General features: G+C 59.7%; 27 protein-coding genes and 1 pseudogene. 15 read left to right on the forward strand and 13 right to left on the reverse strand.

The window, feature by feature from the left end; translation table 11 throughout:
• Nucleotides 1-22 precede the first annotated feature (22 nt).
• Nucleotides 23-541: a GNAT family N-acetyltransferase gene (locus PF1751_RS21720; protein WP_010208238.1), complete on the forward strand. Its 519-nt coding sequence runs from the start codon at nucleotides 23-25 to the stop codon at nucleotides 539-541.
• A gap of 301 nt (nucleotides 542-842) precedes the next feature.
• Here PF1751_RS21720 and PF1751_RS21725 read toward each other — a convergent pair whose 3' ends face one another.
• Nucleotides 843-1,325: a GyrI-like domain-containing protein gene (locus tag PF1751_RS21725; protein ID WP_010208237.1), complete on the reverse strand. Its 483-nt coding sequence runs from the start codon at nucleotides 1,323-1,325 to the stop codon at nucleotides 843-845.
• Between the two features lie 195 nt (nucleotides 1,326-1,520).
• On the opposite strand from PF1751_RS21725, the gene alaC reads away from it, so the two are divergent.
• The gene (gene alaC, locus PF1751_RS21730) at nucleotides 1,521-2,732 is read left to right on the forward strand and encodes an alanine transaminase (RefSeq protein WP_010208236.1); all 1,212 of its coding nucleotides are present in this window, start codon (nucleotides 1,521-1,523) and stop codon (nucleotides 2,730-2,732) included.
• Between the two features lie 158 nt (nucleotides 2,733-2,890).
• Here alaC and PF1751_RS21735 read toward each other — a convergent pair whose 3' ends face one another.
• Complete coding sequence (locus PF1751_RS21735) at nucleotides 2,891-4,243, reverse strand: GntP family permease (RefSeq protein ID WP_010208235.1); 1,353 nt, start codon at nucleotides 4,241-4,243, stop codon at nucleotides 2,891-2,893.
• Between the two features lie 84 nt (nucleotides 4,244-4,327).
• Nucleotides 4,328-4,861 (reverse strand): gluconokinase, encoded by a 534-nt coding sequence (locus PF1751_RS21740; protein ID WP_010208233.1) that lies wholly within the window; start codon nucleotides 4,859-4,861, stop codon nucleotides 4,328-4,330.
• 213 nt (nucleotides 4,862-5,074) lie between these two features.
• On the opposite strand from PF1751_RS21740, the gene gntR reads away from it, so the two are divergent.
• From gntR to PF1751_RS21770, 6 genes are all read left to right on the forward strand, one after another.
• On the forward strand, nucleotides 5,075-6,106 hold the full coding sequence (gene gntR, locus PF1751_RS21745; RefSeq protein ID WP_031290552.1) for an HTH-type transcriptional regulator GntR: 1,032 nt from the start codon (nucleotides 5,075-5,077) through the stop codon (nucleotides 6,104-6,106).
• A gap of 315 nt (nucleotides 6,107-6,421) precedes the next feature.
• Nucleotides 6,422-6,652: a DUF6124 family protein gene (locus PF1751_RS21750; RefSeq protein ID WP_044287756.1), complete on the forward strand. Its 231-nt coding sequence runs from the start codon at nucleotides 6,422-6,424 to the stop codon at nucleotides 6,650-6,652.
• Between the two features lie 169 nt (nucleotides 6,653-6,821).
• Nucleotides 6,822-7,454, forward strand: coding sequence for a glutathione S-transferase family protein (locus PF1751_RS21755; RefSeq protein WP_010208229.1), 633 nt, complete (start codon nucleotides 6,822-6,824; stop codon nucleotides 7,452-7,454).
• Nucleotides 7,455-7,468: 14 nt separating this feature from the next.
• Nucleotides 7,469-8,206, forward strand: coding sequence for an NAD-dependent epimerase/dehydratase family protein (locus PF1751_RS21760; protein ID WP_044287758.1), 738 nt, complete (start codon nucleotides 7,469-7,471; stop codon nucleotides 8,204-8,206).
• Nucleotides 8,207-8,347: 141 nt separating this feature from the next.
• Complete coding sequence (locus tag PF1751_RS21765; protein ID WP_010208226.1) at nucleotides 8,348-9,760, forward strand: MFS transporter; 1,413 nt, start codon at nucleotides 8,348-8,350, stop codon at nucleotides 9,758-9,760.
• 133 nt (nucleotides 9,761-9,893) lie between these two features.
• Nucleotides 9,894-10,391 carry a hypothetical protein gene (locus PF1751_RS21770; protein WP_044287759.1) on the forward strand — a complete coding sequence of 166 codons (498 nt, stop codon included), beginning with the start codon at nucleotides 9,894-9,896 and terminating at the stop codon, nucleotides 10,389-10,391.
• A 113-nt stretch (nucleotides 10,392-10,504) separates the two neighbouring features.
• On the opposite strand, the gene PF1751_RS29960 is transcribed toward PF1751_RS21770, so the two are convergent.
• The 3 genes and pseudogenes from PF1751_RS29960 to PF1751_RS21780 all read right to left on the reverse strand — a co-directional run bounded on the left by PF1751_RS29960 (nucleotide 10,505) and on the right by PF1751_RS21780 (nucleotide 12,860).
• A complete protein-coding gene (locus PF1751_RS29960) occupies nucleotides 10,505-11,077 on the reverse strand; it encodes a methyl-accepting chemotaxis protein (RefSeq protein ID WP_392397721.1) in 573 nt (190 codons plus the stop codon).
• 18 nt (nucleotides 11,078-11,095) lie between these two features.
• Nucleotides 11,096-11,872 (reverse strand): annotated as a pseudogene (locus tag PF1751_RS29965) (PAS domain-containing protein); the annotation flags it as partial.
• A gap of 118 nt (nucleotides 11,873-11,990) precedes the next feature.
• A complete protein-coding gene (locus tag PF1751_RS21780; protein ID WP_010208222.1) occupies nucleotides 11,991-12,860 on the reverse strand; it encodes a LysR family transcriptional regulator in 870 nt (289 codons plus the stop codon).
• A 96-nt stretch (nucleotides 12,861-12,956) separates the two neighbouring features.
• On the opposite strand from PF1751_RS21780, the gene gstA reads away from it, so the two are divergent.
• Together gstA and PF1751_RS21790 are read left to right on the forward strand one after the other, a co-directional pair.
• Nucleotides 12,957-13,565: a glutathione transferase GstA gene (gene gstA / locus PF1751_RS21785; protein WP_021491267.1), complete on the forward strand. Its 609-nt coding sequence runs from the start codon at nucleotides 12,957-12,959 to the stop codon at nucleotides 13,563-13,565.
• Between the two features lie 239 nt (nucleotides 13,566-13,804).
• A complete protein-coding gene (locus PF1751_RS21790; protein WP_044287760.1) occupies nucleotides 13,805-14,245 on the forward strand; it encodes a GNAT family N-acetyltransferase in 441 nt (146 codons plus the stop codon).
• A gap of 127 nt (nucleotides 14,246-14,372) precedes the next feature.
• Here PF1751_RS21790 and def read toward each other — a convergent pair whose 3' ends face one another.
• The 3 genes from def to PF1751_RS21805 all read right to left on the reverse strand — a co-directional run bounded on the left by def (nucleotide 14,373) and on the right by PF1751_RS21805 (nucleotide 16,234).
• Complete coding sequence (gene def, locus PF1751_RS21795) at nucleotides 14,373-14,912, reverse strand: peptide deformylase (protein WP_021491265.1); 540 nt, start codon at nucleotides 14,910-14,912, stop codon at nucleotides 14,373-14,375.
• A 3-nt stretch (nucleotides 14,913-14,915) separates the two neighbouring features.
• The gene (locus PF1751_RS21800) at nucleotides 14,916-15,866 is read right to left on the reverse strand and encodes a YihY/virulence factor BrkB family protein (protein WP_010208216.1); all 951 of its coding nucleotides are present in this window, start codon (nucleotides 15,864-15,866) and stop codon (nucleotides 14,916-14,918) included.
• A 176-nt stretch (nucleotides 15,867-16,042) separates the two neighbouring features.
• A complete protein-coding gene (locus PF1751_RS21805; protein ID WP_010208215.1) occupies nucleotides 16,043-16,234 on the reverse strand; it encodes a CsbD family protein in 192 nt (63 codons plus the stop codon).
• 199 nt (nucleotides 16,235-16,433) lie between these two features.
• Here PF1751_RS21805 and PF1751_RS21810 point away from each other — a divergent pair, with 199 nt between their 5' ends.
• Nucleotides 16,434-16,811, forward strand: a complete 378-nt coding sequence (locus PF1751_RS21810) for a hypothetical protein (RefSeq protein ID WP_010208214.1) — start codon at nucleotides 16,434-16,436, stop codon at nucleotides 16,809-16,811.
• Nucleotides 16,812-16,925: 114 nt separating this feature from the next.
• Here PF1751_RS21810 and fadD1 read toward each other — a convergent pair whose 3' ends face one another.
• Entirely contained in the window at nucleotides 16,926-18,617 is a 1,692-nt protein-coding gene (gene fadD1 / locus PF1751_RS21815) for a long-chain-fatty-acid--CoA ligase FadD1 (protein WP_010208213.1), read from the reverse strand.
• Nucleotides 18,618-19,012: 395 nt separating this feature from the next.
• Nucleotides 19,013-20,701, reverse strand: a complete 1,689-nt coding sequence (gene fadD2, locus PF1751_RS21820) for a long-chain-fatty-acid--CoA ligase FadD2 (RefSeq protein WP_010208210.1) — start codon at nucleotides 20,699-20,701, stop codon at nucleotides 19,013-19,015.
• A 210-nt stretch (nucleotides 20,702-20,911) separates the two neighbouring features.
• On the opposite strand from fadD2, the gene PF1751_RS21825 reads away from it, so the two are divergent.
• Both PF1751_RS21825 and PF1751_RS21830 read left to right on the forward strand, forming a co-directional pair.
• On the forward strand, nucleotides 20,912-21,856 hold the full coding sequence (locus PF1751_RS21825) for an alpha/beta hydrolase (RefSeq protein WP_044287762.1): 945 nt from the start codon (nucleotides 20,912-20,914) through the stop codon (nucleotides 21,854-21,856).
• A 57-nt stretch (nucleotides 21,857-21,913) separates the two neighbouring features.
• Entirely contained in the window at nucleotides 21,914-22,384 is a 471-nt protein-coding gene (locus PF1751_RS21830) for a MaoC family dehydratase (RefSeq protein WP_010208208.1), read from the forward strand.
• Between the two features lie 55 nt (nucleotides 22,385-22,439).
• Here PF1751_RS21830 and PF1751_RS21835 read toward each other — a convergent pair whose 3' ends face one another.
• Nucleotides 22,440-22,907 carry a ferritin-like domain-containing protein gene (locus PF1751_RS21835; RefSeq protein ID WP_010208206.1) on the reverse strand — a complete coding sequence of 156 codons (468 nt, stop codon included), beginning with the start codon at nucleotides 22,905-22,907 and terminating at the stop codon, nucleotides 22,440-22,442.
• A gap of 205 nt (nucleotides 22,908-23,112) precedes the next feature.
• Between PF1751_RS21835 and PF1751_RS21840 the strand changes: the two genes are divergently transcribed.
• The gene (locus tag PF1751_RS21840) at nucleotides 23,113-23,349 is read left to right on the forward strand and encodes a DUF3820 family protein (protein ID WP_010208204.1); all 237 of its coding nucleotides are present in this window, start codon (nucleotides 23,113-23,115) and stop codon (nucleotides 23,347-23,349) included.
• 12 nt (nucleotides 23,350-23,361) lie between these two features.
• The gene (locus tag PF1751_RS21845; RefSeq protein WP_010208202.1) at nucleotides 23,362-24,537 is read left to right on the forward strand and encodes an aminotransferase class V-fold PLP-dependent enzyme; all 1,176 of its coding nucleotides are present in this window, start codon (nucleotides 23,362-23,364) and stop codon (nucleotides 24,535-24,537) included.
• A 93-nt stretch (nucleotides 24,538-24,630) separates the two neighbouring features.
• Here PF1751_RS21845 and PF1751_RS21850 read toward each other — a convergent pair whose 3' ends face one another.
• Complete coding sequence (locus PF1751_RS21850) at nucleotides 24,631-25,296, reverse strand: bifunctional 4-hydroxy-2-oxoglutarate aldolase/2-dehydro-3-deoxy-phosphogluconate aldolase (protein WP_010208200.1); 666 nt, start codon at nucleotides 25,294-25,296, stop codon at nucleotides 24,631-24,633.
• Nucleotides 25,297-25,302: the final 6 nt, after the last annotated feature.

Here is a 25,302-nt window from a genome sequence, read left to right on the forward strand (position 1 = left end):
TAGCATTTCGGATACGCCCCCGATGGAAACCCGCCTCGCCCTTTATGAGACGTTGAGCCTTGTGCAGAAACAGCAACTCGACACCCTGCACGTGCATCCCGAGCAACTGGCGTATTCCGGTGATATCCACTGCGCACTGAACAGCCTGCTGGTCAATCCCAACCCTGGCGCCATCAAAGGCTTCGCCCTGCTCGCCGACGACCTGCCCGTGGCCTTCCTCCTGCTCAAACGCCCACCCTGCCTGCCCCATTGGGCCGATGAACACAGCGCGACCTTGCATGCATTGCAAGTGGATCGGCATCAACAAGGGCGCGGATTTGGCAAGGCCTGTTTGCAAGCCCTTCCGGCGGCGGCACGGCAAGCGTGGCCGCAGATCAAGGGCCTGGAATTGTCGGTGGACGCGGACAATGTGGCGGCAATGGGGCTGTATCTGAGGGCTGGCTGGGTGGACAGTGGGGAGGCATATAAGGGACGGATTGGGTATGAGCGCAGGTTGAGGTGGGTCTTCGATCAGGCCGACTTCGACACGCTCAACATGTAGCGTATGCATAACTTGAACCCAAGGAGCAGGCCAATGAGTATTCCTTCCAGGCGTTCGGGCACGCACACCAAGACCGTAGGCGGCAAGGATCTGAGCTTCGGTAATCCCCCCCTCAAGAGGGCTTCGACGCCAGCGGCAATCCTGACTCGGGGGTCGGTAACAACGGCGAAGTGGTCCTGGCCCAGGGCAACGTTGCGTTTTATGCCATGGCCTGCGGCCCCCAAGGCACCCTTGGTGTCGTGGGGGCGTCTAGCGCTCGACACCGAGCTGACAGGGGCCCGACTACCAGCCCCTGTTCCGGTCAGACCTTCTGCCCCACCGGCAACCAGATCTCCACCGTCCCGGTGCCCTTGCGCGCATCAAAATCCGCGCTGTAGCGCTCAAAATCCGCGCCCATCACCTTGTAGCCCGAGTGCGGCAGCCATTCAAACATGATGCGCTCGTACGTCTGCTCAAGCGCCTGTACCGGCCCGTAGTGCGGGAACACGGCGTAGTTGAGCGGTGGGATTTCGATGAATTCGAAGTTGCTCGGCACATCGCCTTTGGTGGGGACTTCGACACCGGCCATGTAGTCGAATTCGCCCTGCCTGGGGTTATGGCAAACGCCATACGTCACGCCGCCCACACGCTGCTTGATGTCCTTGATACAGGTATCGAACAACTCCCACAATTTGGGGATATCCCCCACGGTGGCCTTCGAATAACGCCCTTGCACCCCGGCGATCACCAAGGCTTTACCGGCTTCCATGCGTGGCTCTAACGGTTGTTTTGTCTGCTGATCCATACGAACAGTCTCCTTCTTATGAGGGAACAAACCCGCATCGAGTATAGGGGCATATTCGCGCTGGACTCCATGCAGAAAATTTTCCTACGCATCTGGACAACTGGCCATCATCGACCGTATTGTCTGCCCCGCAGGCCACCGCAGTGGCCGACGTCGCTCGGACGGTTCCGGGCGCTTACGTACTTCGAGGCAACAATGGCAGACCAAGGTTCGCCGCGCCGCTTTGCGCGCATAGATCGACTCCCCCCTTACGTTTTCAACATTACGGCCGAACTGAAGATGGCTGCGCGTCGGCGCGGCGAAGACATCATCGACCTGAGCATGGGCAACCCTGACGGCCCCACGCCACCGCACATTGTCGAAAAACTCGTGCAAGTCGCCCAGCGTGAAGACACCCACGGTTACTCCACGTCCAAAGGCATTCCGCGTCTGCGCCGGGCGATTTCGCGTTGGTACAAAGACCGCTATGAAGTGGACATTGACCCCGAATCGGAAGCCATCGTCACCATCGGCTCCAAGGAAGGCCTGGCGCACTTGATGCTGGCCACACTGGACCAGGGCGACACCGTACTGGTGCCCAACCCGAGCTACCCGATCCACATCTACGGTGCGGTGATTGCCGGCGCCCAGGTGCGTTCGGTGCCGCTGGTGCCTGGCGTGGATTTCTTCGCGGAGCTGGAACGGGCCATTCGCGGCTCGATTCCCAAGCCGAAGATGATGATCCTGGGCTTTCCGTCCAACCCGACCGCGCAATGCGTGGAACTGGACTTCTTCGAACGTGTGATCGCCCTGGCCAAGCAATACGACGTGCTGGTGATCCACGACCTGGCCTACGCCGACATCGTCTACGACGGCTGGAAAGCCCCGTCGATCATGCAAGTGCCGGGTGCCAAGGACATTGCGGTGGAGTTTTTCACCCTGTCCAAGAGCTACAACATGGCCGGCTGGCGCATCGGTTTCATGGTGGGTAACCCGGAACTGGTCAACGCCCTGGCGCGGATCAAGAGCTACCACGACTACGGCACCTTCACCCCGCTGCAAGTGGCGGCGATTGCCGCGCTGGAAGGCGACCAACAGTGCGTGAAAGACATCGCCGAGCAGTACCGCCAGCGCCGCAATGTACTGGTTAAAGGCCTGCATGAGCTGGGCTGGATGGTGGAGAATCCGAAGGCGTCGATGTACGTCTGGGCGAAGATTCCAGAGCAATATGCCGCCCTGGGTTCGCTGGAGTTTGCCAAGAAGCTGCTGCTGGAAGCCAAGGTGTGTGTGTCGCCAGGCATCGGCTTTGGCGAGTATGGTGATGACCATGTGCGCTTTGCACTGATCGAAAACCAGGACCGGATCCGCCAGGCGGTACGCGGTATTCGCGGGATGTTCCGGGCAGATGGGCTGACCCCTAAAGCCTGACCCGATCTCCCCGAAGAAATGCGCTCAAACATGTGGGAGGGGGCTTGCCCCCGATGGCAGTGGTTCAGTCACCGGATGCAATGACTGACACTCTGCTATCGGGGGCAAGCCCCCTCCCACATTTGATTGGGTGACCCCATGGGATGCTGCGGTGTGGCTTACACCACCAACGACAGCAACATGATGAAGATCAACGCCACGACGGACAGAATGGTCTCCATCGCCGTCCAGGTCTTGAACGTCTCGGCCACGGTCATGTTGAAGTACTGCTTCACCAGCCAGAACCCCGCATCGTTGACGTGAGACAGGATCAACGAACCCGCCCCCGTCGCCAACACCAGCAGCTCACGGTTGACGCCCGGAATCATCCCTACCACTGGCACCACAATGCCCGCGCCGGTAATGGTCGCCACCGTGGCTGAACCGGTCGCCACACGAATCACTGCCGCCACCAGCCACGCCAGCAGGATCGGATTGATCTGCGCGTTCACCGCCATATGGCCGATCACGTCGCCCACGCCGCTGGTCACCAGCATCTGCTTGAAGCCACCACCGGCGCCGATGATCAGGATGATCGCAGCGGTCGGCGCCAGGCTGGCGTCGAGTAGCTTGAGGATCTGCTTGGAGTGGATGCCCTGGCGATGGCCAAAGGTGTACAGCGACAGCAACAGGGCCAGCAGCAAGGCGGTGATCGGGTGACCGATCATGTCCATCCAGTTGCGTACCACGTTACCTTCGGCAAACGCGATGTCGGCGAAGGTCTTCAGCAGCATCAGGAACACCGGCAGCAGCACGGTGACCAGGGTGATGCCGAAGCTTGGCAGCGACTTGTTATCAGTCTCGCGGGCCAATTGATCGACCAGTTCCTGGGACGGGTTGCCCGGGATGTACTTGGCGATAAACGTGCCGAAGATCGGACCGGCGATAATTGCGGTCGGCAAAGCGACGATCAGGCCGTACAAGATGGTCTTGCCGATATCCGCGCCAAACACGCCGATGGCCAGCAGCGGCCCCGGATGCGGTGGCACCAGGCCATGCACCGCCGACAGGCCGGCCAGCAGCGGGATGCCGATCTTGATCAGCGACACGCCGGTGCGGCGCGCGACGATAAACACCAGCGGAATCAGCAGCACAAAGCCGATCTCGAAGAACAGCGGGATGCCCACCAGGAAGGCGGCGAACATCATGGCCCACTGGACTTTCTCTTTGCCGAAGGCGCGGATCAGGGTCTGGGCGATCTGATCGGCACCGCCGGATTCGGCCATCATCTTGCCGAGCATCGTGCCCAGCGCAAGGATGATGCCGACAAAGCCGAGCACCCCGCCGAAGCCGTCCTGGAACGCCTTGATGATCTTGTCCACGGGCATGCCCGAGGTCAGGCCGAGGAAGCCGGCCGCGATGATCAGCGCGATGAACGGGTGCACCTTGAACTTGGTGATCAGAACGATCAACCCGATGATGGTAACGACTGCATCTAGCAGTAAGTAGGACTCGTGGGACATGCCAAACATGGGGGGTATCTCCTGTTTGTTGTTGTTATTAAAGCGGGTGTTGAATTTCCTGCCGGGGATAGCGCTATCTTTTCCGGCAAAAAATTAATGAGTAGGTTCAAAGCCGTGTTGCAGCCACCAGGCGTGTGTCTGCTCGGCCAATGCCTCGACGCTGTCTTCACTGGCGTTGAGGGCCAGGGTCAGCGGCTCGCCTTTAGGCGATTCAAGGGTGGCGAACTGGCTGTCGATCAGGCTGGCTGGCATGAAATGGCCGGGGCGATGAGACACACGGTCGGCGGCCACGGCGCGGGTCAGCTCCAGGAACACGAAACCCAGACCCGGCGCTGCTTCGCGCAGGTGGTCGCGGTATTTCTTTTTGAGGGCGGAACAGGTGAGCACGGGGTGCTCGCCCGCTTTGAGCGAACGCCGCAGTTCATCGCAAAGGATGTCGAGCCAGCCGGCGCGGTCGTCGTCGTTGAGGGGGTGGCCGGCGCTCATCTTTTCGATATTGGCGGCAGGGTGAAAGCTGTCGCCTTCAATGGCAGTGGCACCGTTCAGGCGGCACAGGGCCTCGCTGACGCTGGACTTGCCACATCCGGAAACACCCATGATGACCAGGGCGGTAACAGGTTGACTCATGAAACACCTCAGGACGCAGATAGCGCTACCTTTGCACGCTGTAAGGCTAGTGCAAAAACAGGCTTTTCCCGCGCCGTCTTGTCTTTTTTTATGGAGTGACGCGTGCATCCTCTCCAATCGTTTGAACCGGATCAGGCAACCCAGCGTTCAAGAATTTGCAGCCCTTTGGAGACAGCGCTACCTTAGTGCCTCGATTTTTGTTTGGCAAGCCGCCTGATGACCTCCAAGAACGATAAAAAATTACGCACCACGGGTCGCCCGACTCTTAACGAAGTCGCCCGCCTGGCCGGCGTCAGCCCGATTACCGCCTCACGCGCCCTGCGCGGCATCAGCACCGTGGCCACCGAACTGGTGGAAAAAGTGCAGCAGGCCGCCGCCGAACTCAAGTACGTGGTCAACCCTGCCGCCCGTGCACTGGCCTCGGCCCAGAGCCATTCGGTGGTGGTGTTGGTGCCGTCGCTGTCCAACCTGCTGTTTATCGAAACCCTTGAAGCCATCCACCAAGTGCTGCGTCCCAAGGGCTTTGAAGTGCTGATCGGCAACTCCCACTATTCCCGCGACGAAGAAGAAAACCTGCTGCGCAACTACATGGCCTACCAGCCACGGGGTTTGCTGCTGACCGGGTTTGATCGCACTGAAAGCGCCCGACGGATGGTCGAGGCCAGCAATGTGCCCTGCGTCTACATGATGGACCTGGACCCCAACGCCGGCGTGAACTGCGTAGGGTTCTCGCAACTCGCGGCGGGCGAGACGGCGGCGGCGCATTTGCTGTCCCGCGGGCGCAAGCGCCTGGCCTACATCGGTGCACAACTGGACCAGCGCACATTGCTGCGAGGCGAAGGTTTCCGCCGCGCACTGCAGCAGGCTGGACTGTACGACCCGGCGCTGGAATTGCTGACGCCGCGCCCTTCTTCCGTGGGACTGGGTGGCGAGTTGTTTTTACAGTTGCTGGCGGCTCATCCGGACGTAGACGCGATCTTCTTCGGCAACGACGACCTGGCCCAGGGCGCGCTGCTGGAAGCCCTGCGCCATGGCATCAAAGTACCGGAGCGTGTGGCAGTGCTGGGGTTCAACGACTTGCCGGCATCGTCGTTCATGGTGCCGCGCCTGAGCAGCATCAGTACTCCGCGTGAGGCGATCGGTCGGCGGGCGGCAGAACATTTGTTGACGATCATGGCAGGTAACAAGATCGCCAAGCCGGTGGTGGACATGGGGTTTGAGTTGCAGGTGCGCGAGAGTACGTAGGACGCCTGTAGGAAGCGCCTGACATTGCGGTAAGCGCCTTGCCCGGTTGCCTACGCTTACGTCAGAATCCGCCGGCTTGTGCGTCAGGGTGAGGGTCTCTAAGGTTGGCCGGTCGCTGAATGTCTCGGTGATCGGGTTTAGTAGCCCCGCTTCCTCACACAAGCTGCATGAACCTATCGATGCTTGATGGTGGCTGTGCGCAGGGCGCCTTCGGGTGCGCCGGGTTTGTGTGGGATACCGGTCTACTAACCTGCGTACAGCTGCCACCCTCGTTTAGTAGCGATCAGGTATCAGCCCAGATCAGGTACGTCAATAATGCACAGCATCCCCACGCATACGCTCTTCACCGTCATCCCTGATACCCCCACCGAAACCCTGCTGATCAACAGCTACGAAACCGTGTGCTCCGTCAGCACCTTGCTGCTCGACCTGTCCGATGACCTCACCGGCAAGCACCGCGATGTAGCCCTGGCTATCCACCAACTGAGCGAGCTAAGTGTATTGCTGGTAGGCAAGGCCATGGACCAGCACACACCATGCTGTTAAGGCCTTACTCGAAAAAATGTGGGAGGGGGCTTGCCCCCGATTGCAGTGGGTCAGTCAACTTACAGGTAGCTGACCCACTGCAATCGGGAGCAAGCCCCCTCCCACATTTTTTAACCATGCCCGCTTGCGCCCTGCTAGATTGGCTGCTCTCCACTGCCAGGGAAGCACCATGGGACACTCACTGAAAATCTTGGGCCGTACGTCCTCCATCAACGTGCGTAAAGTGCTCTGGACCTGCCAGGAACTCGGCATCGACTACCAGCGCGAAGACTGGGGCATCGGCTTCAAGCCCACCCAGTCCGCCGAGTTCCTGGCCCTAAACCCCAACGCCCAAGTGCCGGTGCTGATCGACGACCATGGCGTGCTATGGGAGTCCAACACCATTTGCCGGTACCTCGTCAGCCTTTACCAACGCCACGACCTGCTCCCCGCCGAACCCGCGCCACGGGCCCGGGTGGAGCAATGGATGGACTGGCAAGCTACCGAACTCAACCCGTCCTGGGGCTACGCGTTCCACGCGCTGGTGCGCCAGAACCCGGATTATCAGGACCCGCAGCGCATCCAGGCCGGCGTGCAAGCCTGGAACGACAAGATGGGCTTGCTGGAGCAACAGCTGAGCAAGACCGGCGCCTACGTAACCGGCGATGAGTTCACCCTGGCAGACATCCTCGTCGGCCTCTCCGTACACCGCTGGCGCAACGCCCCTCTGGCGCATCCGCCCTACCCCGCGGTGGAGGCGTATTACTTGCGCCTCAGCCAGCGCCCTGGCTTCAAGACCTTCGCGCTCGACGGCCATAACTAAAACAAGGATTACGCGTGAAAGGACTCAACATATTGCTCACCGGCGCCTGCGGCAAAATCGGCAAGACATTTTTCCAAGCCTCGCAAGACCGCTACCGCTTCACCCTCACCGACCGCATCGCGCCGGACTTCGACCTGGGTGGACACCGCTTCGTACACGCCGACCTCAGCGATAAATCCAGCCTGGCGACCCTGCTCGAAGGCATCGACGTAATCGTGCACCTGTCGGGCATCCCCCACGCCAGCGCCTCGTTCGAAGAACTGTTGCCCAATAACATCCTCGCCACCACTTACCTGTTCGAAGCCGCCGTGGCCGCCGGGGTCAAGCGCCTGGTGTTCGCCAGCAGCGCGCAAACCATCGAAGGCTACCCGGTGGACCGCCAGATCACGCCCGGCATGCCGGTGATGCCCGCCAACCTGTACGGCGTGAGCAAATGCTACGGCGAGGCACTCTGCGGTTACTACGCCGCCAAAACCCCGCTGTCGACCATTGCCCTGCGCATCGGTGCCTTTGAATTCCCCGAAACCCATGACCTGAACAACGCCCGTGACCTCAGCGCCTGGCTCAGCCCACGGGATGCGGTGCAGTTGCTGCAACGTGCGGTGGAAACCGAGGGGGTAAAACACCTGATCGCCCATGGGATTTCCAATAACCGTTTCAAGCGGCTGGATTTGAGCGAAACCACCCGAGTACTGGGCTATCAACCGGTAGACGATGCCTTTCAGACTTTCGAGATCCCCATCAGCTACTGAACCCGTCCGCCATAAAACCTTTGAAAAGAGAGTCTTTGCGCAATAAACCAGCGAATGAGCAACCAACCGGGCACAACTTCACACGCAGCGATTTCCGTTAGCCAGCTAAGATTCCAGGTCACTGCACCTGGAATCTCGCCCATGTCCACACTCACCTCCACCACCGACGGCATCGACCCCATCCGCGCCGCCCACATCAGCGCCCGCATCGACCGCCTCCCCGCAGTCGCCACGGTCTGGCGCTTGGTAGCGTTGCTGTCCATCGGCGGCTTTTTCGAGCTGTATGACCTGTTCCAGACCGCTTATATCAGCCCTGGCCTGATCAGCGACGGGATTTTCCATACCGGCAGCGAGGGCGTATTCGGCTTTTCGGACCAGGCCGCCTTTGCCTCGGCAACCTTCCTCGGCCTGTTCCTTGGCGCCAGCCTGCTCAGCCCCATCGCCGACCGTTACGGCCGGCGGGCGATCTTCACCTTTGCGCTGGTCTGGTACACCGTCGCCACGGTGTTGATGGGCATCCAGACGTCCGCCCTGGGCATCATCTGCATGCGCTTCCTGGTGGGCATTGGCCTGGGCATCGAGCTGGTGACCATCGATGCCTACCTCTCGGAACTGGTGCCCAAGCGCATGCGCAGCTCGGCGTTTGCCTTTGCGTTCTTCATCCAGTTCCTGTCGGTACCGGCGGTGGCGTTGATGTCATGGTGGCTGGTGCCACAAGCACCGTTCGGCGTATCGGGCTGGCGTTGGGTGGTGTTGTCGAGCGCAGTGTTTGCACTGTTTATCTGGCAATTGCGCAAGCGCTTGCCGGAATCACCGCGTTGGCTTGCGCAAAAGGGGCGTTTCGAAGAGGCCGGTGTGATCATGGACAGCCTCGAAGCGCGCTGTCAGAAGGATCATGGCAAACCCTTGGATGAGCCCGAGCCAGAAACCGTCAGCGTGCAGGGCAGCGGCCGCTTTGCCGATATCTGGCAACCGCCGTACCGCCGCCGCGCGTTGATGCTGATCGTGTTCCATGTGTTCCAGGCCATCGGCTTCTTCGGCTTTGGCAATTGGTTGCCGGCGTTGCTGTCGGGCCAAGGCGTCAGCGTGACCCACAGTTTGCTCTACGCCTTCATCATCACCCTCGCCTACCCCCTGGGGCCGTTGCTGTTCGTGAAGGTGGCCAACCGTTTTGAAAACAAATGGCAGATCGTCGGCTCGGCCCTGGGCGCAGTGATCTTCGGCAGCCTGTTTGCCTTGCAAACCACGGCGGTGGGTTTGGTGATCTGTGGGGTGATGATCACCTTCTGCAACGCCTGGCTGAGCTTCAGTTATCACTCGTACCAGAGCGAACTGTTCCCCACCAACATCCGCGCACGGGCGGTGGGGTTCTGCTATTCGTTCAGCCGCTTATCCACCGTGTTCAGCAGCCTGTTGATCGGCTTTATCCTCGAACACCTGGGCACACCGGGGGTGCTGGCGTTTATCGCCAGCAGCATGTTGATCGTGATGATCACCATCAGTTGGTTCGGGCCGCGTACGCGTAACCTGGCGCTGGAAAACATCGCCCATTAACGGCAATGGCTGGCCGCCTGCGGGACATTGTTTGCCGCAACGGCCACGCTATCCCCAATAAAACCGGGCACCTGGCACCCGGCACGCTATTTGCTCCAGCTGTGGCACAGAACATTTCCACAGGTGACCGATCATGCTGGTTAACAACAACACCCAAGCCGTGTCGACCGTTCAACAGATCAAGCGGCCCGACATGGACCCCGCCAACGCCGCTGCCAGCGCGCTGTACAGCGGTGCCCTGCAAGCGGCGCAGCAAAGCGTGACCGTGCCGGCCGCACAGAAGGAATTGGACAAGGCGACCGACCGTATCGACGAAGCCTTTGCCAAGACCCGCGTGCAGTTGCAGACGAGCGCGTCGACCAGCGATGTACCGGCGACCAGCACCACCTCCGGTGCGCGCTCGGAATTCACCGACTACATGAGCAAATCCCCGGCCGAGCGCATCCGTGACCAACTGCTCAAGGAGCAGGGTTTGACCGAGGCAGACTTGCAGAACATGTCGAAGGAAAAACAGGATGCCTTTTCCAAGCAAGTGGCAGAGCGCTTGAAGCAGCAGCAAGAGCAGCAGGTCGCGGCAAAAACCGCTGACCCACAGGCCCAGACAGTGAAAGAAACCCTGGCTGCGATCTAACAAGCACCACGATCAACGGTAGGCGCCGGCTTGCCGGCGATGCAGGCGCCTCGGTGAATCAGAGAGACCGAGGTGATGCTATCGCCGGCAAGCCGGCGCCTGCAGGGATTGGGTTATTGCAGCTGCAACGTCGAATTGAACTGCCCGATCGCATCCACCACATGCCGTGACCCTTCCTGAATCTCCAGGATCACCTGACCTGCTTCATTCGCCAATTCCACCCCCACGCCTGTGCGACTCAAGCTCGATTGCATGCTCGACACTGCACTCAGCGACAGATCATGGTTCTTGCGCACCACATCGACGATTTCCACCGTCGCCTGGCTGGTCCGCGCCGCCAGGCTGCGCACTTCGTCTGCCACCACTGCAAAGCCACGCCCATGCTCACCGGCCCGTGCCGCTTCGATCGCGGCGTTGAGCGCCAGCATATTGGTCTGTTCGGCAATGCTGCGAATGGTCTGCACGATGGCACCGATGATGTCCGATTGCTTGCTCACGGCGTCGATACTCACCGCCGCTTGGTTCAGATCATGGGAAATTTCTTCGATGATCTGCACGGTTTGCTGCACCACCTCCGACCCCTTGCGTGCGCAGGCGTCGTTTTGCACCGAAGTGGCATGGGCCGAGTCGGCGGCGTTACGCAGGGTGGTGACCTGGTCGGTGATGTCGCTGGCGAACTTCACCACCTTGTACAGGCGCCCATTGGTGTCAAAGATCGGGTTGTAGGAGGCCTCCAGAAACAGGGTCTTGCCGTATTTGTTTTTACGCTCGAAGCGATGCGAGTGGTATTCGCCGCGGTTGAGCGACGCCCAGAACGCCTTGTAGGCCGGCGATTCCACTTCGTTGCGGTGGCAAAACATGCTGTGGTGCTGGCCGACGATTTCATCCAGGGAATACTGCACCGTCTTCAGGAAGTTTTCGTTGGCGTTAAGGATCTGGCCCTGCGGGGTGAACTCGATCACCGCCATGGAACGGCCGATGGCGTCGATCAAGCTCTGGTTTTCATGTTCGTGATGGACCCGCGCAGTGATATCCGACGCGACCTTGATCACGCTCTGCACCTGGTTGTCCTTGTCCAGCACCGGCATGTAGCTGGCTTCCAGCCACACTTCCTGGCCGTGCTTGTTCAGGCGCATGAAGGTGCCGCTAAGGGCCTCGCCCCGCGCCAGGTCGCGCCACAGCTTGGCGTAGGCGTCGGTGTGGGTGTAGGCCTCATCGCAAAAGAGGCGGTGATGTTTACCGCGGATCTCCTCGGCGCTGTAGCCCATGGTGTTGCAGAAGTTGTCGTTGGCGTCGAGGATCACACCACTGGCGTCGAACTCGATCATGGCCATGGAACGGCTGATGGCCGCCAGTTTGGCGTTGGATTCGGTAAGGGCGCAGGAGAAACGTTCGATTTGTTGCAGGTCGGATTTGTGATGGCGGTTGAACATGGTCAGATCACCCTGGGTTCCCGGCGCCTGGAGGCGCATTCCATTCATTTGTTAGACAGTGCTGGCACACCTTCATGGGGAAATAACCATCCGAATCGCTTTATATGCCAAGCGTCATCAACGGTTCTGGGTGAGCATAGACAGAGCTTGGCGCTATGCAAGGCCACTAATCAGCCACCATTGCTAACAACGCGCTGGCAGCGGCCGAAGGGGGACGGGTCGGCGAGCCGACCAAGGCAAACTCACGGTGCAGCGGCACCGTCAGTGGCATGACACGCAAGCCCTTGCGCTGGGCCGGCAGGGCCATTTCCGGCACCAGCGTCACGCCGACACCTTCGCGTACCAGGCTGAAGGCGCTGTTCCATTCGCGCACTTCCACGCGGATATCGCGCAGCGTCAATCCCGCTGCGGCACCCAGGCTGCGTGCATTCGCGGTACAGCCACCGGTGGCAAGTACGAACGGCTGCTCAAGTAATTCCTCAAGCGCCACAGTCGCATCGGCCGGGCGTTGCGCCAGCGCATGGTCTGTCGCAAGCACGGCCATCCAGAAGTCCCGGCCCAGCACCGTGGCATTGCGCTCGGGCTTGGGGTTAAGCACAACGCCCAGGTCGATCAGGTCCGCGTCGAGCAGGGTGAGCACTTCGTTGTCGGTGACGTCCAGAGTAGTGACCTCAATACCCGGATAGAGCTGAGCAAAACGCAACAACAGCGGCGTCAGAAACGTCGCCAGCACCATGGGGAAACTGGCGATGCGAATCGTCCCGCGCAGCATCGGGCGGGCTTCGTCCACGGTGCTGCGAATCGTCTGCAAGGCCGCGAGCATCACCCGCGCCTGCGCGATCACACTCAACCCCAAGGCGGTGGGCAAAGTCTTGCGCGGTTCACGGGTAAACAGCTGTGCGCCCAGCGTCGCCTCCATGCCGGCCATGGCCTGGCTGGCGGCGGATTGGGTCATGCCCACGCGCTCGGCGGCGGCGGTGATGCTGCCGTGATCGGCCACGGCTACCAGCAGGCGCCAGTGCATCAGGTTCATCATGGCAGTAGCTGTCCTTATGGCGGGGGTCTGAACGTTTAATTTTACGCACGGTGCCATGCCCGCGAGACTGGCGCAAATTCAACGGAGCTGCCCCAGATGAAACTGTATTTCTTCCCCCATGCCTGTTCCCTCGCCCCGCATATCGTGCTGCGCGAATTGGCGATTCCCTTCGACCTGGTGCTGGTGGATAACCAGGCCAAGACCACCGCCGAGGGCGAAGACTTCCTGCAGATCAACCCCAAAGGCTATGTTGCGGCGCTGAAACTGGACAACGGCCAAGTGCTGACTGAAGCGAGCGCGATCCTGCAGTACCTGGCCGACCTGAAACCCACAGCGAATCTCGCGCCGGCCAATGGCAGCTGGGAGCGCGTGCGTTTGCAGGAATGGCTGAATTTTATCGCCACCGAAGTGCACGGTGGGTTGGCAGTGTTCTTCAACGGCGTGATTCAGGGCGAGGTGCGGGCCATGTTCCAGGCCACGCTGTTCAAGCGATTTGCCGTGCTGGTGCAGACGCTGGAGCGCCAGGATTATTTGCTGGGGGCGCAGTACTCAGTGGCGGATGCGTACCTGTTCGTGGTGCTACGCTGGGCGGCCCTCCACGCGATTGATCTGCGCGAATGGCCGGCGCTGGCGGCGTTTGAGCAGCGGGTGGGTCAGCGACCAGCCGTGATTGCCGCGCTGGCCGCCGAATCCCCCAAAAGCTGAGTTCGTTCAAAAACGGGTCTCAGTGACCGAACAGACCTGTCTCGGTTTTCTTGGCTTTCTTGTCGGCGCGTTTTTCGTCGGCGGTCTTTGCCGGTTTCTTTTTCGCGGCTTTCTTTGAATCCATACCTTTGGCCATGATGCATGCTCCACTGAAAGGGGATGTAGCACTGGGTATACCACCTATTGCCCGGCAGAAGGCGCTTATAATCCTCGGCCCTTGATAACGCCGCCTGAACACCATGCCCAACTTGCACATCGAACCGCTGGCAGAGCCCCTGTGGCCGCTGCTGAACAAGTTTTACCGCAGCCACAATTCGTCGATGAAGGCGCTCAAGGGCGGGCGTCTATGGGTGGCGCGTGAAAGCGAGATTGTCGCCGGGCTGTGCCTGACGCCGGTGGTCGGTGGGCAGTGGTTGACCGGGGTGTTTGTCGACCCCGCGTATCGTGGCCAGGGCTTGGCGAAGCGTGTGATTGATGAAGCCGTGGCCGAGGTGGAAGGCACCGTGTGGTTGCTATGTCATCCGGACCTGGAAGGCTTGTACCAACGCATGGGTTTCACTCAGGACACTGTGCTCCCGCAATCCCTCAGCGAACGCTGGGTACGCTACAAGCGCAACAAGCCGATGATCGCGATGGGCTTGGATCGTTTGGTGAGGTCGACTGCAAATAACCTGGCTTGAAACGCATTCCAACCGTGGAAGCGGGCTTGCTCGCGAAATGTGCTGGGTGAGTCAACATTATCGGCGACTGACACCCCGCATTCGCGAGCAAGCCCGCCCCACAGTTCGGCCTCATTGGGCCTGAACGCTACTCGTCGGCGGTGGGGTCCATGTCCGGAAACATCACTTCGATAAAGCCGAACTTCGTGAAGTCGGTAATCCGCGACGGATACAACCGCCCGATCAGGTGATCGCACTCGTGCTGCACCACCCGCGCATGAAAACCCTCGGCGATGCGCACAATCGGCTCGCCCTTGGGATCGAACCCCTCATAGCGAATCTGCTGGTAACGATCCACCGCACCCCGCAAACCGGGCACAGACAGGCAACCTTCATACCCCTCTTCCAGCACTGGGCTCAGTGGCGTGATCAGCGGGTTGATCAGGATCGTCTGTGGCACCGGCGGTGCGTCCGGGTAGCGTTCGCTGGACTCGAAACCGAAGATCACCAATTGCAGGTCGACACCGATCTGCGGTGCGGCCAGGCCGACGCCCCCCACGTGCTCCATGGTCTGGAACATGTCATCGATCAATTGCCACAGCTCGGGGCTGTCGAACATTTCCGGCGGAACCGGGGGCGCGATACGCAGCAGGCGTTCGTCGCCCATTTTCAGGATTTCACGGATCATCGGTCAGACTTCATCGGCAGTGGGCTTGGAGTGGTCCCGGCCGAGGCCTGAGACGTGCTGTTTTTCACCGGTGTGGCCGGGCTCGTCAAACTCTTTTTCACCCGGATCCTTGCCTTCGGCGGACATGTGCTCGATCACCGCATTCATCTCCGCGCCCAGCAACAGCACGGCGGCGGAAATGTAGAAGTACAGGAGCAATACGATGATTGCGCCGATACTGCCATACATGGCGTTGTAGTCGGCAAAGGTTTTGACGTAGTAGCCAAACCCCAGTGACGCGACGATCCACACCACCACCGCCAGCACCGAGCCGGGCGTGATGAAGCGGAATTTCTGTTCGACGTCAGGCATCACGTAGTACATGAGGGCCACGGCGAACATCAGCAAAATAACGATCAACGGCCAGCGCAGGATGGTCCATAACGTGACCACGAACTCCTGCATGCCAATCTGTCCGGCCAGCCACTCCATCACCTGCGGGCCCAGCACCATCAACGCGGCGGCGGCCAACAGCATGCCGGCGATGCCGACGGTGTAGAAAATCGACAACGGGAAGCGCTTCCAGATCGGGCGGCCTTCAACCACGTCATAGGCGGCGTTCATCGCGCTCATCATCAGGCGCACGCCGGCCGAGGCCGTCCACAGTGCGATCACGATACCCACCGAGAGCAGGCCACCCTTGGATTGCTGCAACTGGTCGATCACCGGGTTGACCTGCTCCAGCGCCTGGGGCGGCAACACCAGTTCCGACTGCAGGCGCAGCCAGGTAAAGAAGTCCGGCAAATGCAGGAAACCGATCAGGGCAATCAGGAACAGCAGGAAGGGAAACAGCGAGAACAGCATCTGGTAGGCCAGTGCCGAGGCGTAAGTGGGCATTTCGTCGTCGACGAATTCCTTGACGGTGCGCAACAGCACTTTGTGCAGCTTGAGACCATCGAGAACCGGGAAAATCATAGCGTCTCCTTTCGCCGCAAAAAAGTTGAGTTCGTGGGCGACTCAGGGGCCGTTTTCTACATCAAGGTAGACTATTTGGCGACCTTGAAACAATTTCGAAATCTTAACTGCATCAGGTGACACAAAAACGGCCATCCGTGGATGGCCGCGTGGCTGCGCATTCGCAGTCAGCCGGGTCAGGCTTTGTCGATGGTTTTCTTCACCGCATCTTTGGCCTTACCGACAGCTTGCTGAGCTTCGCCTTTCTTTTCCTGAACCTTGCCTTCGGTCTGCAGCTTGGTGTTATCCGTGGCTTTACCCACACCTTGCTTGATGTTGCCGACGGCTTCATTCGCCAAACCTTTTGCCTTATCCGCTGTGCTGCCCATGGTATTTCTCCTGAGAACAATCAAGGGTTTTGGTCATTACCTAAAGATTGACCCAAGGCCGTTTGGGAGAGTTTCAATTATTTTTGCCCACGCATTTCATCGCCGGCCGCAGGTTTGGCTTTATGTTTTGCCGCCAACCCATGAGAATGCCCGGCACATTCAGGCTGAAACGCTGAATAACAGATCCCGTAGGAAGGTTATGAAACTCAATAAAGCACAGGCCATCGCCCGCAGAAACACCGAATTGGGCGGTGCCGTACTCGGCGTCAACAACTGCCATTTCACCGACCTGGACCGCAAACGCAACATCTGGTGGTTTGACCTCCCGGTGGGCCGTATTGCCGTGGGCCAGTACGAGTGGATCCACCTGTTGATGCACAATGCCGAGACCGACCAGTTGCTGCACCTGAAGGTGCCGACGGCGTTTTTGCGTGAGCACATCGAAGGGTTGGTGGTGCGTAATGCGGGCAAGCGCAAGCCGGAGATCACCCTGGAGCTGAGCGCAGACAAGGATTCGTTCTTGAAAGATGTGCGCCCGGCTGGCGCTGGCGTGGGCTTCGCCCAGTTCGCCCTGTAGAAAACGTATAAAAATGTGGGAGGGGGCTTGCCCCCCGATGGCGGTGTGTCAGCTACAGATTGCTGACTGATAAACCGCTATCGGGGGCAAGCCCCCTCCCACATTGGTATAGCGTTACTTTTTAAGACCGAGCTTCTTCAACTCTTCGTCGCGCAACTCACGCCGCAGGATCTTGCCCACGTTGGTGGTCGGCAACGCATCGCGGAACTCCACGGCCTTGGGCACCTTGTAGGCGGTGACGTTGGCGCGCATGTGCTCCATCACCTGCTCTTTGGTCAGGGTTGCACCCGGCTTGACCACGATGAACAGCTTGATGTGCTCCCCGGACTTCTCGTCCGGCACACCGATAGCCGCGCACTGCAGCACACCCGGCAGGCCTGCCAGCACATCTTCCAACTCGTTGGGGTACACGTTGAAGCCCGAGACCAGGATCATGTCCTTCTTGCGGTCGACGATGCGCATGTAGCCGTCAGGCTGGATGATCGCGATGTCACCGGTCTTGAGCCAGCCTTCGCTGTCGAGCATCTCGTCGGTGGCGTCCTGGCGCTGCCAGTAGCCCTTCATCACTTGCGGGCCTTTGACGCACAGCTCGCCGGTTTCACCCAGGGCGAGTTCAGTACCGTCGTCGGCAATCACTTTGCACACAGTGGACGGCACCGGAATGCCGATGGTGCCGATCTGGATGTGCTGGATCGGGTTCACGGTGGCCACCGGGCTGGTTTCGGTCATGCCATAGCCTTCGCAGATGCCACACCCGGTCACGGCCTTCCAGCGCTCGGCCGCTGCCAGTTGCAGGGCCATGCCACCGGACAGGGTGACTTTCAGCGCGGAGAAGTCCAGCTTGCGGAACGCCTCGTTGTTGCACAGCGCCACGAACAGGGTGTTCAGGCCGACAAAGCCGCTGAACTTCCACTTCGACAGTTCCTTGACCATCGCCGGCAGGTCGCGCGGGTTGCTGATCAGGATGTTGTGGTTGCCGATCAGCATCATCGCCATGCAATGAAAGGTGAACGCATAGATGTGGTACAGCGGCAGCGGGGTGATCAGGATCTCGCAGCCTTCATTGAGGTTGGAACCCATCAGCGCCTTGCATTGCAGCATGTTGGCGACCAGGTTGCGGTGGGTGAGCATCGCACCCTTGGCCACGCCGGTGGTGCCGCCGGTGTATTGCAGCACGGCCACATCACTGCTGGTCGGGCTGGCGTCGCTGACCGGTTGGCCGTGCCCCTTGGCGAGCACGTCATTGAACTTGATCGCGTTGGGCAAGTGATAGGCCGGGACCATTTTCTTCACGTACTTGATGACGCTGTTGATCAGCAGACGCTTGAGCGGCGGCAACAGGTCGGCGACTTCGGTGACGATCACGTGCTTGACGGCGGTCTTGGGCACGACCTTTTCCGCCAGGTGCGCCATGTTGGCCAGGCATACCAGGGCCTTGGCGCCGGAGTCGTTGAATTGGTGCTCCATTTCCCGCGCGGTGTACAGCGGGTTGGTATTGACCACGATCAGGCCGGCGCGGATGGCGCCGAACACGGCGACCGGGTATTGGAGGACGTTGGGCAGTTGCACGGCGATTCGATCGCCGGGCTTCAAGTCGGTGTGCTGTTGCAGGTACGCGGCGAAGGCGCCGGACAATTCGTACAACTCACCGTAGGTGATTGTCTTGCCCAGGTTGCTGAAAGCCGGTTTGTTGGCGAAGCGCTGGCAGGACTGCTTCAGTACCGCCTGAATATTCGGATACTCGTCTGGATTGATTTCTGCAGCAATCCCGGCGGGGTACTTATCCTTCCAAAAGTCTTCGTTCATGGAAGCCCACTCCTCAGCGACGTCAGCGACGCGAATTCATCATCGCATTTGATGCGATTATTATTGGTGTATGTTTTTTGGTGAATCTGGCGCTTTCAAGCAGGCCGAGACGTCACAAAGCGCGCCGAGAGTAGCAGCTTTGCCTGGGGCCGCCTAGAGCCAAAAGGGAGCCCTACGGTCATAAACACGACTGTCCTACAATAATTGGTCACACTTTTAGCGAAGCTAAAATCTCCGAGTAAAAGGCTCTGGAATAGGGTTTTCAGCCCAATTAAAAACAAAGTGGGAGGGGGGTTGGCCCCGATGGCGGCATTTCAGTCACTGAATATATCGACTGATCTACCGCTATCGAGGGCAAGCCCCCTCCCACCGTTTGATTGCATTTCAATTCATGGTCAGGCGATGTCGCGCAGCTCCCTGCGCAAAATCTTGCCTACCGGTGTCATCGGCAACGAGTCACGCAACACAATATGCTTGGGCACCTTGTACCCCGTGAAGTTGGTCTTGCAGTAGGCCTTCAACTCCTCAAGGCTCACCCCCTCGGCACGCGCGACCACAAACAGCTTCACCGCCTCCCCCGTGCGCTCGTCCGGCACGCCGATCACCGCGCAGTTGGCCACGGCAGGATGCGCCATCACCACATCTTCGATCTCGTTGGGGTACACGTTGAAGCCCGACACGATGATCAGGTCTTTCTTGCGGTCAACGATGCTTACAAAACCCTCCTCATCGATGACGGCGATATCACCGGTCTTGAGCCAGCCTTCCGCGTCCAGCGCTTCGGCAGTGGCCTCGGGTTGCTGCCAGTAGCCTTTCATCACCTGCGGGCCCTTGATACACAACTCGCCGCGTTCGCCCAATGGCAACTCAACGCCATGATCATCGATCACCTTCATAGCCGTGGCCGGCACGGGGATGCCCACAGTGCCCAGGCGGGATTTGTTGCCGTAGGGGTTGGTGCTGGCCACCGGTGACGTTTCCGTCAGGCCATAACCCTCGCCGATGGCACAACCGGTGATCTGCTGCCAGCGCTCGGCGGTCGCCTTGATCAACGCGGTGCCGCCGGAGTTGGTGAGCTTGAGGTGGGAGAAATCCAGGGATTTGAAGTCCGGATGGTCCATCAACGCCACGAACAGCGTGTTAAGCCCCAGCAGCCCGGTGAAGCGCCACTTTTTCAGCTCCTTGATAAAGCCGCCGATGTCCCTCGGGTTGGTGATCAGCACGTTGTGGTTGCCCGAGACCATCATGCACATGCAATTCGCCGTGAAGGCATAGATATGGTACAGCGGCAGCGGCGCGATCATCACCTCCTGCCCTTCCTTGATCAGCGGGTGACCGTCATCTCCGGTCTGGGACATGCAGGCGCGCACCTGTTGCATGTTCGCCACCAGGTTGCCGTGGGTGAGCATCGCGCCCTTGGCCAGGCCGGTGGTGCCGCCGGTGTATTGCAGCACGGCGATATCGTCCAGGGTCACCGGATGGCGCGTCACGCCCAGGCCCGCGCCCATGTGCAGGGCGCGCTTGAACGCCACTGCACGCGGCAGGCTGTAGGCCGGAACCATCTTCTTGACCTTGTCGACCAGGGTGTTGACCAGCCAGCCCTTGGCGGTGGGCATGAAGTCGCCCATCCTGGCTTCGATCAAGTAGTCGATCTCGGTATCGCTGCACACCTCCTGCACGCGCGAGCCGAACAGGTTGAGGTAGACCAGCGCACGCACGCCGGCGTCCTTGAACTGGTGACGCATCTCGCGCGGGGTGTACAGCGGGTTGGTGTTGACCACAATCAGCCCGGCGCGCAAAGCGCCGAATACGGCAATCGGGTAATGCAGTACGTTGGGCATCTGCACCGCAATGCGATCGCCCGGCTTGAGGTCGGTGTGCTGCTGCAGGTAACCGGCGAACGCTGCACTCTGGCGCTCAAGCTCGGCGTAAGTCAGGGTGATGCCCATGTTGCTGAATGCCGGACGGTCGGCAAAAGCCTTGCAGGAACGCTCGAAGACCTCGATCACCGACTTGTAGGCCGACAGGTCGATGTCATTGGGAACGCCCGCTGCGCGTTTGTCATTCCAGAAATCAGGTTGCATTATTCTTGTCCTCTTACCTGAGTGTGTCCGGCCGCTTTCCTACAGCTATAAAAAGCGGAGCTTTGGGGACGTTAGCAGTTATGGCTAAACAGGCAAATACGCCAAACCGTGTCATTGATTGTATGAATCTTGCCTCTGATGCGCAGGCAGATACGCCGCCCGTCAATAGATGAGCTATACACTGCAACGACCCTGAGCAAAGGAAGCGCCATGAACCACAGCACCTTCTGGCTGACCGCGAATGACCGCAGCCGCCTGTACGTCAATCATTGGATGCCCGAGGGCCCAGCCAAGGCCGTGGTGATGCTGTCCCACGGCATGGCCGAACACAGTGGGCGCTATGCACGCCTGGCCGAGGCCCTGTGCGGTGCCGGCTACGGCCTTTATGCGCTGGACCAGCGCGGCCATGGTCGTACCGCCGATGAAGGCACCTTGGGCCTGTACGCCGAGACGGACGGCTGGAACAAGGTGGTGGGCGACCTGGCCAGCCTCAACCAGCATATCGGCCAGCAACAGCCGGGGTTGCCGATCATTCTGCTGGGCCACAGCATGGGCAGCTATATCGCCCAGGCCTACCTGCTGCACCACAGCGCCAGTCTGAATGGGGCGATTCTCAGCGGTTCGAATTTCCAGCCGGTGGCGCTGTACCGCGCCGCTAGGGTAATTGCGCGGCTCGAGCGCTTGCGCCAGGGGCTGCGCGGGCGCAGTGCGCTGATCGAATTCCTGTCGTTTGGATCATTCAACAAAGCATTCAAACCCAATCGCACCGCGTTCGACTGGCTCAGCCGTGATCCGAGTGAGGTGGACAAGTACATCAACGACCCACTGTGCGGGTTCCGCTGCACCAATCAACTATGGATCGACCTGCTCGGCGGCTTGCAGCAAATCAGCAAAGCGTCCAATCTCGCGCAGATCGATCCGGGCCTGCCGATCCTGGTGATGGGCGGCGAATGTGATCCGGTGAGTGAGGGCAAGCGTCTCAACAGTCTGGCCAACGCCTTGCGCGAAGCCGGTTGCCAGCACCTGCAACTGACTATTTACCCGCAAGCGCGTCATGAAGTGTTCAACGAAACCAATCGCGACACTGTCACGGCAGATGTGCTGGCGTGGATCGACCAGGCGCTGACACTGCGCAGGCCGGCTCGCTGCGAATAATTTATCGTTTAGAATCAATATTTTAAATTACCGATTAGCCACAGGATGCACCTTTAGATGACCCAGGTAACCAACACCCCGTACGAAGCCCTCGAAGTCGGCCAGACCGCCAGCTACAGCAAATTGGTGGAAGAGCGCGATATCCAGCTGTTCGCCGCGATGTCCGGTGACCACAACCCGGTGCACCTGGATGCCGAGTACGCCAAGGCGACCATGTTCAAGGAGCGTATCGCCCATGGCATGTTCAGCGGCGCCCTGATCAGCGCGGCCGTTGCCTGCGAGTTGCCTGGACCGGGCACCATCTATATCGGCCAGCAGATGAGCTTCCAGAAGCCGGTGAAAATTGGCGACACCCTGACCGTGCGCCTGGAAATTCTCGAAAAGCTGCCGAAATTCCGTGTGCGTATCGCCACCCGCGTGTTCAACCAGCGTGATGAGTTGGTGGTGGACGGCGAGGCGGAGATCCTTGCACCGCGTAAGCAGCAGGTCGTGACCTTGACCGAGTTGCCACCGATCAGCATCGGCTGATCGTCGCGCATAAAAAAGCCCCGCACCTGCGGGGCTTTTTCTATTCAGCGACGCCTCAAGACTGAGCGCGAGCCTGGTTACGCAGGGCTTTCACCTGGTCGTGGTTGCGTTGTACGCCGTGGTACTGACGCTCAACCAGGTCACGAATGCCCAGCAGGTTGTGCTTGTTGATCTTCTCGATCGCTTCTTTGTAAGCCTTCAGGGCGTGATCTTCACCGCGCTCGGCTTCGTTCAGCACAGCCTCTTCATCCTTGCCGGTGAGCATCGACTTGACGTCGACCCAACCGCGGTGCAGTGCGCCGGCAACGCTGCCGGAATCTTCCGGATCGCCGCCCAGGGCACGTACGGCGGTTTTCAGTTCAGCGGCGGCAGTGGCGCAGTCGGCGGAACGCTTGGCAAACAAGGCTTTGAGTTCTGGGTGCTTGATGTCTTCAGCGCACTCCTTGAAACCCTTTTGGCCGTCGATGCTGGTCTCGATCAGGTCGTTCAGTACGGAGATCGATTCTTTATTGATGTCAGTCATTTTTCAATTCCTTGTACGGGTTAGAAGGTTGTCTTAATGGTTGCAGCGCCCGTGCCAGGTTTTCAAAAATATGATTATCCTTATATTTCAATTAGTTACGATAAATTGAACCATCTGTATCTACGTTATTTGCATGATCTGTCATTTGGCCTTCATGCAGAATGCCTGTATTTTCCAAGGTCTCGATACACACACCTGAGCCTCCATGAATCCCGAAAAACTCGAACTGCTGATCACCCGCGAAATGCCCTTCGGCAAATACAAGGGGCGGATCATCGCCGACCTGCCTGGCCCCTACCTGAACTGGTTTGCCCGCGAAGGTTTCCCCCACGGCGAGCTGGGCGGGTTGCTGGCGTTGATGCAGGAAATCGACAGCAACGGGTTGTCTGAATTACTTGAACCGCTACGCGCCAAACACGGCAAACCCGCCCCTCGTCATTAAAGAGCCCAGCCTATGCCACGGAATGCAGACAACGAGCGTCACTGGCACACCATCGCCCAGCGCTATGCGCTGGAACCCGGCCCGATCAACCTGGAGAACGGTTACTTCGGCCGCATGAGCCAAGCGGTTCAGACGCAATACCTGGAACACGTTGCGTTTATCAACCGCAGCAACTCGCTGCATGTACGCCAGCAATTCGAGCGAGTCGAAAACGACGCGATCCGCCGCCAACTGGCCGGGCTGATCGACGCCGACCCGGCAGCGGTGGCCTTCACCCGCAACGCCACCGAAGCCCTGCAATCCCTGATCCGCAACTACAACCGCCTGCAACCGGGCGATCAGGTGCTGATCAGCGACCTGGAATACGACACGGTGAAAGGTGCCATGCGCTGGCTGGCGGGCTATCGCGGCGTGGAAGTCATCGAACTGTCCCACACCCACCCGGCGAGTTTCGACAGCCTGGTGCAGACGTATCGCGATGCGTTCATGCAGTACCCGCGCTTGAAGCTGATGGCGCTGACCCACGTGACCCACCGCACGGGCCTGATCATGCCCGTGGCAGCGATTGCCCAGGCTGCGCGCAAGCAGGGTATCGATGTAATCCTCGACGGCGCCCATGCCCTGGGCCAGATCGAATTCAACCTCGCCGAGTTGGGTATCCAGTTTGCTGGCTTCAACCTGCACAAGTGGATCGGCGCCCCACTGACCCTGGGCTTTTTGTACATCGCCCCGGAACGCCTGGCAGACATTGATCCGGACATGGGCGAATGTCACTACCCCGCCACCGACGTTCGCGCACGTACGCCCTACAGCACGCCGAACTTTCCGGCCCTGATGACCTTGCCGCTGGTACTGGAAGAACACCAGCAATTGGGTGGCGCGGCGGCCAAGGGCGCACGGGTGAACTACTTGCGGGACGTGTGGGTAAGCCAAGTGCGGAGATTGCCGGGGATCGAGGTGCTGACGCCAGATGATCCACGGCTGTATGGCGGGATTACAGCATTCAAGTTCATTGGCCGGGATCAGCAGGTGATGACGGATCGTTTGCTCAAGGACTATAACCTGTTTACCACCACCCGTGAGGGAGCGTCATTTGGCACCTGTATTCGGGTGACACCGGGGTTGGTGACTTCGGCAACCGAGATGGCCGTGCTGGTCAAAGCCATCACCGAATTGAGCGCCGCATAGGCACTTTTCTACAGGCAAAAAAAAGCGGTACACCGACCAAGTGCACCGCAAAAATGCCGTTAAGCACAGCAACAACGATTCAGTAAAAGCAGATCAATCCAGCAGCGCCAGCGCCTCGGCGGTGACTTCCTGGATGCGGGCCCAGTCGCCGTTCTTGACCCATTCAGGGTCCAGCATCCAGCTACCGCCCACGCACATCACGTTTTTCAACGCCATGTAGTGTTTGATGTTGGCCGGGCCGACGCCGCCGGTCGGGCAGAATTTCACTTCGCCGAACGGGCCGCCCAGAGCCTTGATCGCAGCAACGCCGCCGCTGACTTCGGCCGGGAACAGTTTGAAGCGGCGATAGCCCAGGCCATAACCTTCCATGATGCCCGAGGCATTGCTGATGCCCGGCAGCAGCGGGATCGGGCTGTGTACCGAGGCTTCCAGCAGGTCACGGGTGATGCCTGGAGTGACGATGAATTGCGAACCCGCCACTTCGGCGGCTTCGAGCATGTGACGATCGAGCACGGTGCCAGCACCGGTGCACAGTTCAGGGCGTTGTTCACGCAGTACCTGAATGGCCTTGAGGCCGAACTCGGAACGCAGGGTCACTTCCAATGCGGTCAAACCACCGGCTGCCAGGGCATCGGCCAGCGGCAGGATGTCCTGCTCGCGGGCGATGGTGATCACCGGCAGGATCCGCGCCTTGGCGCAGAGGCTGTCGATCAGGGCAACTTTATCCGCCATGGACACGGTCGGTTGAGGGCTTTTCATAGCGGC

Source organism: Pseudomonas simiae (assembly GCF_000934565.1).
In the GTDB taxonomy this organism is placed as follows: Bacteria; Pseudomonadota; Gammaproteobacteria; order Pseudomonadales; family Pseudomonadaceae; genus Aquipseudomonas; species Aquipseudomonas simiae.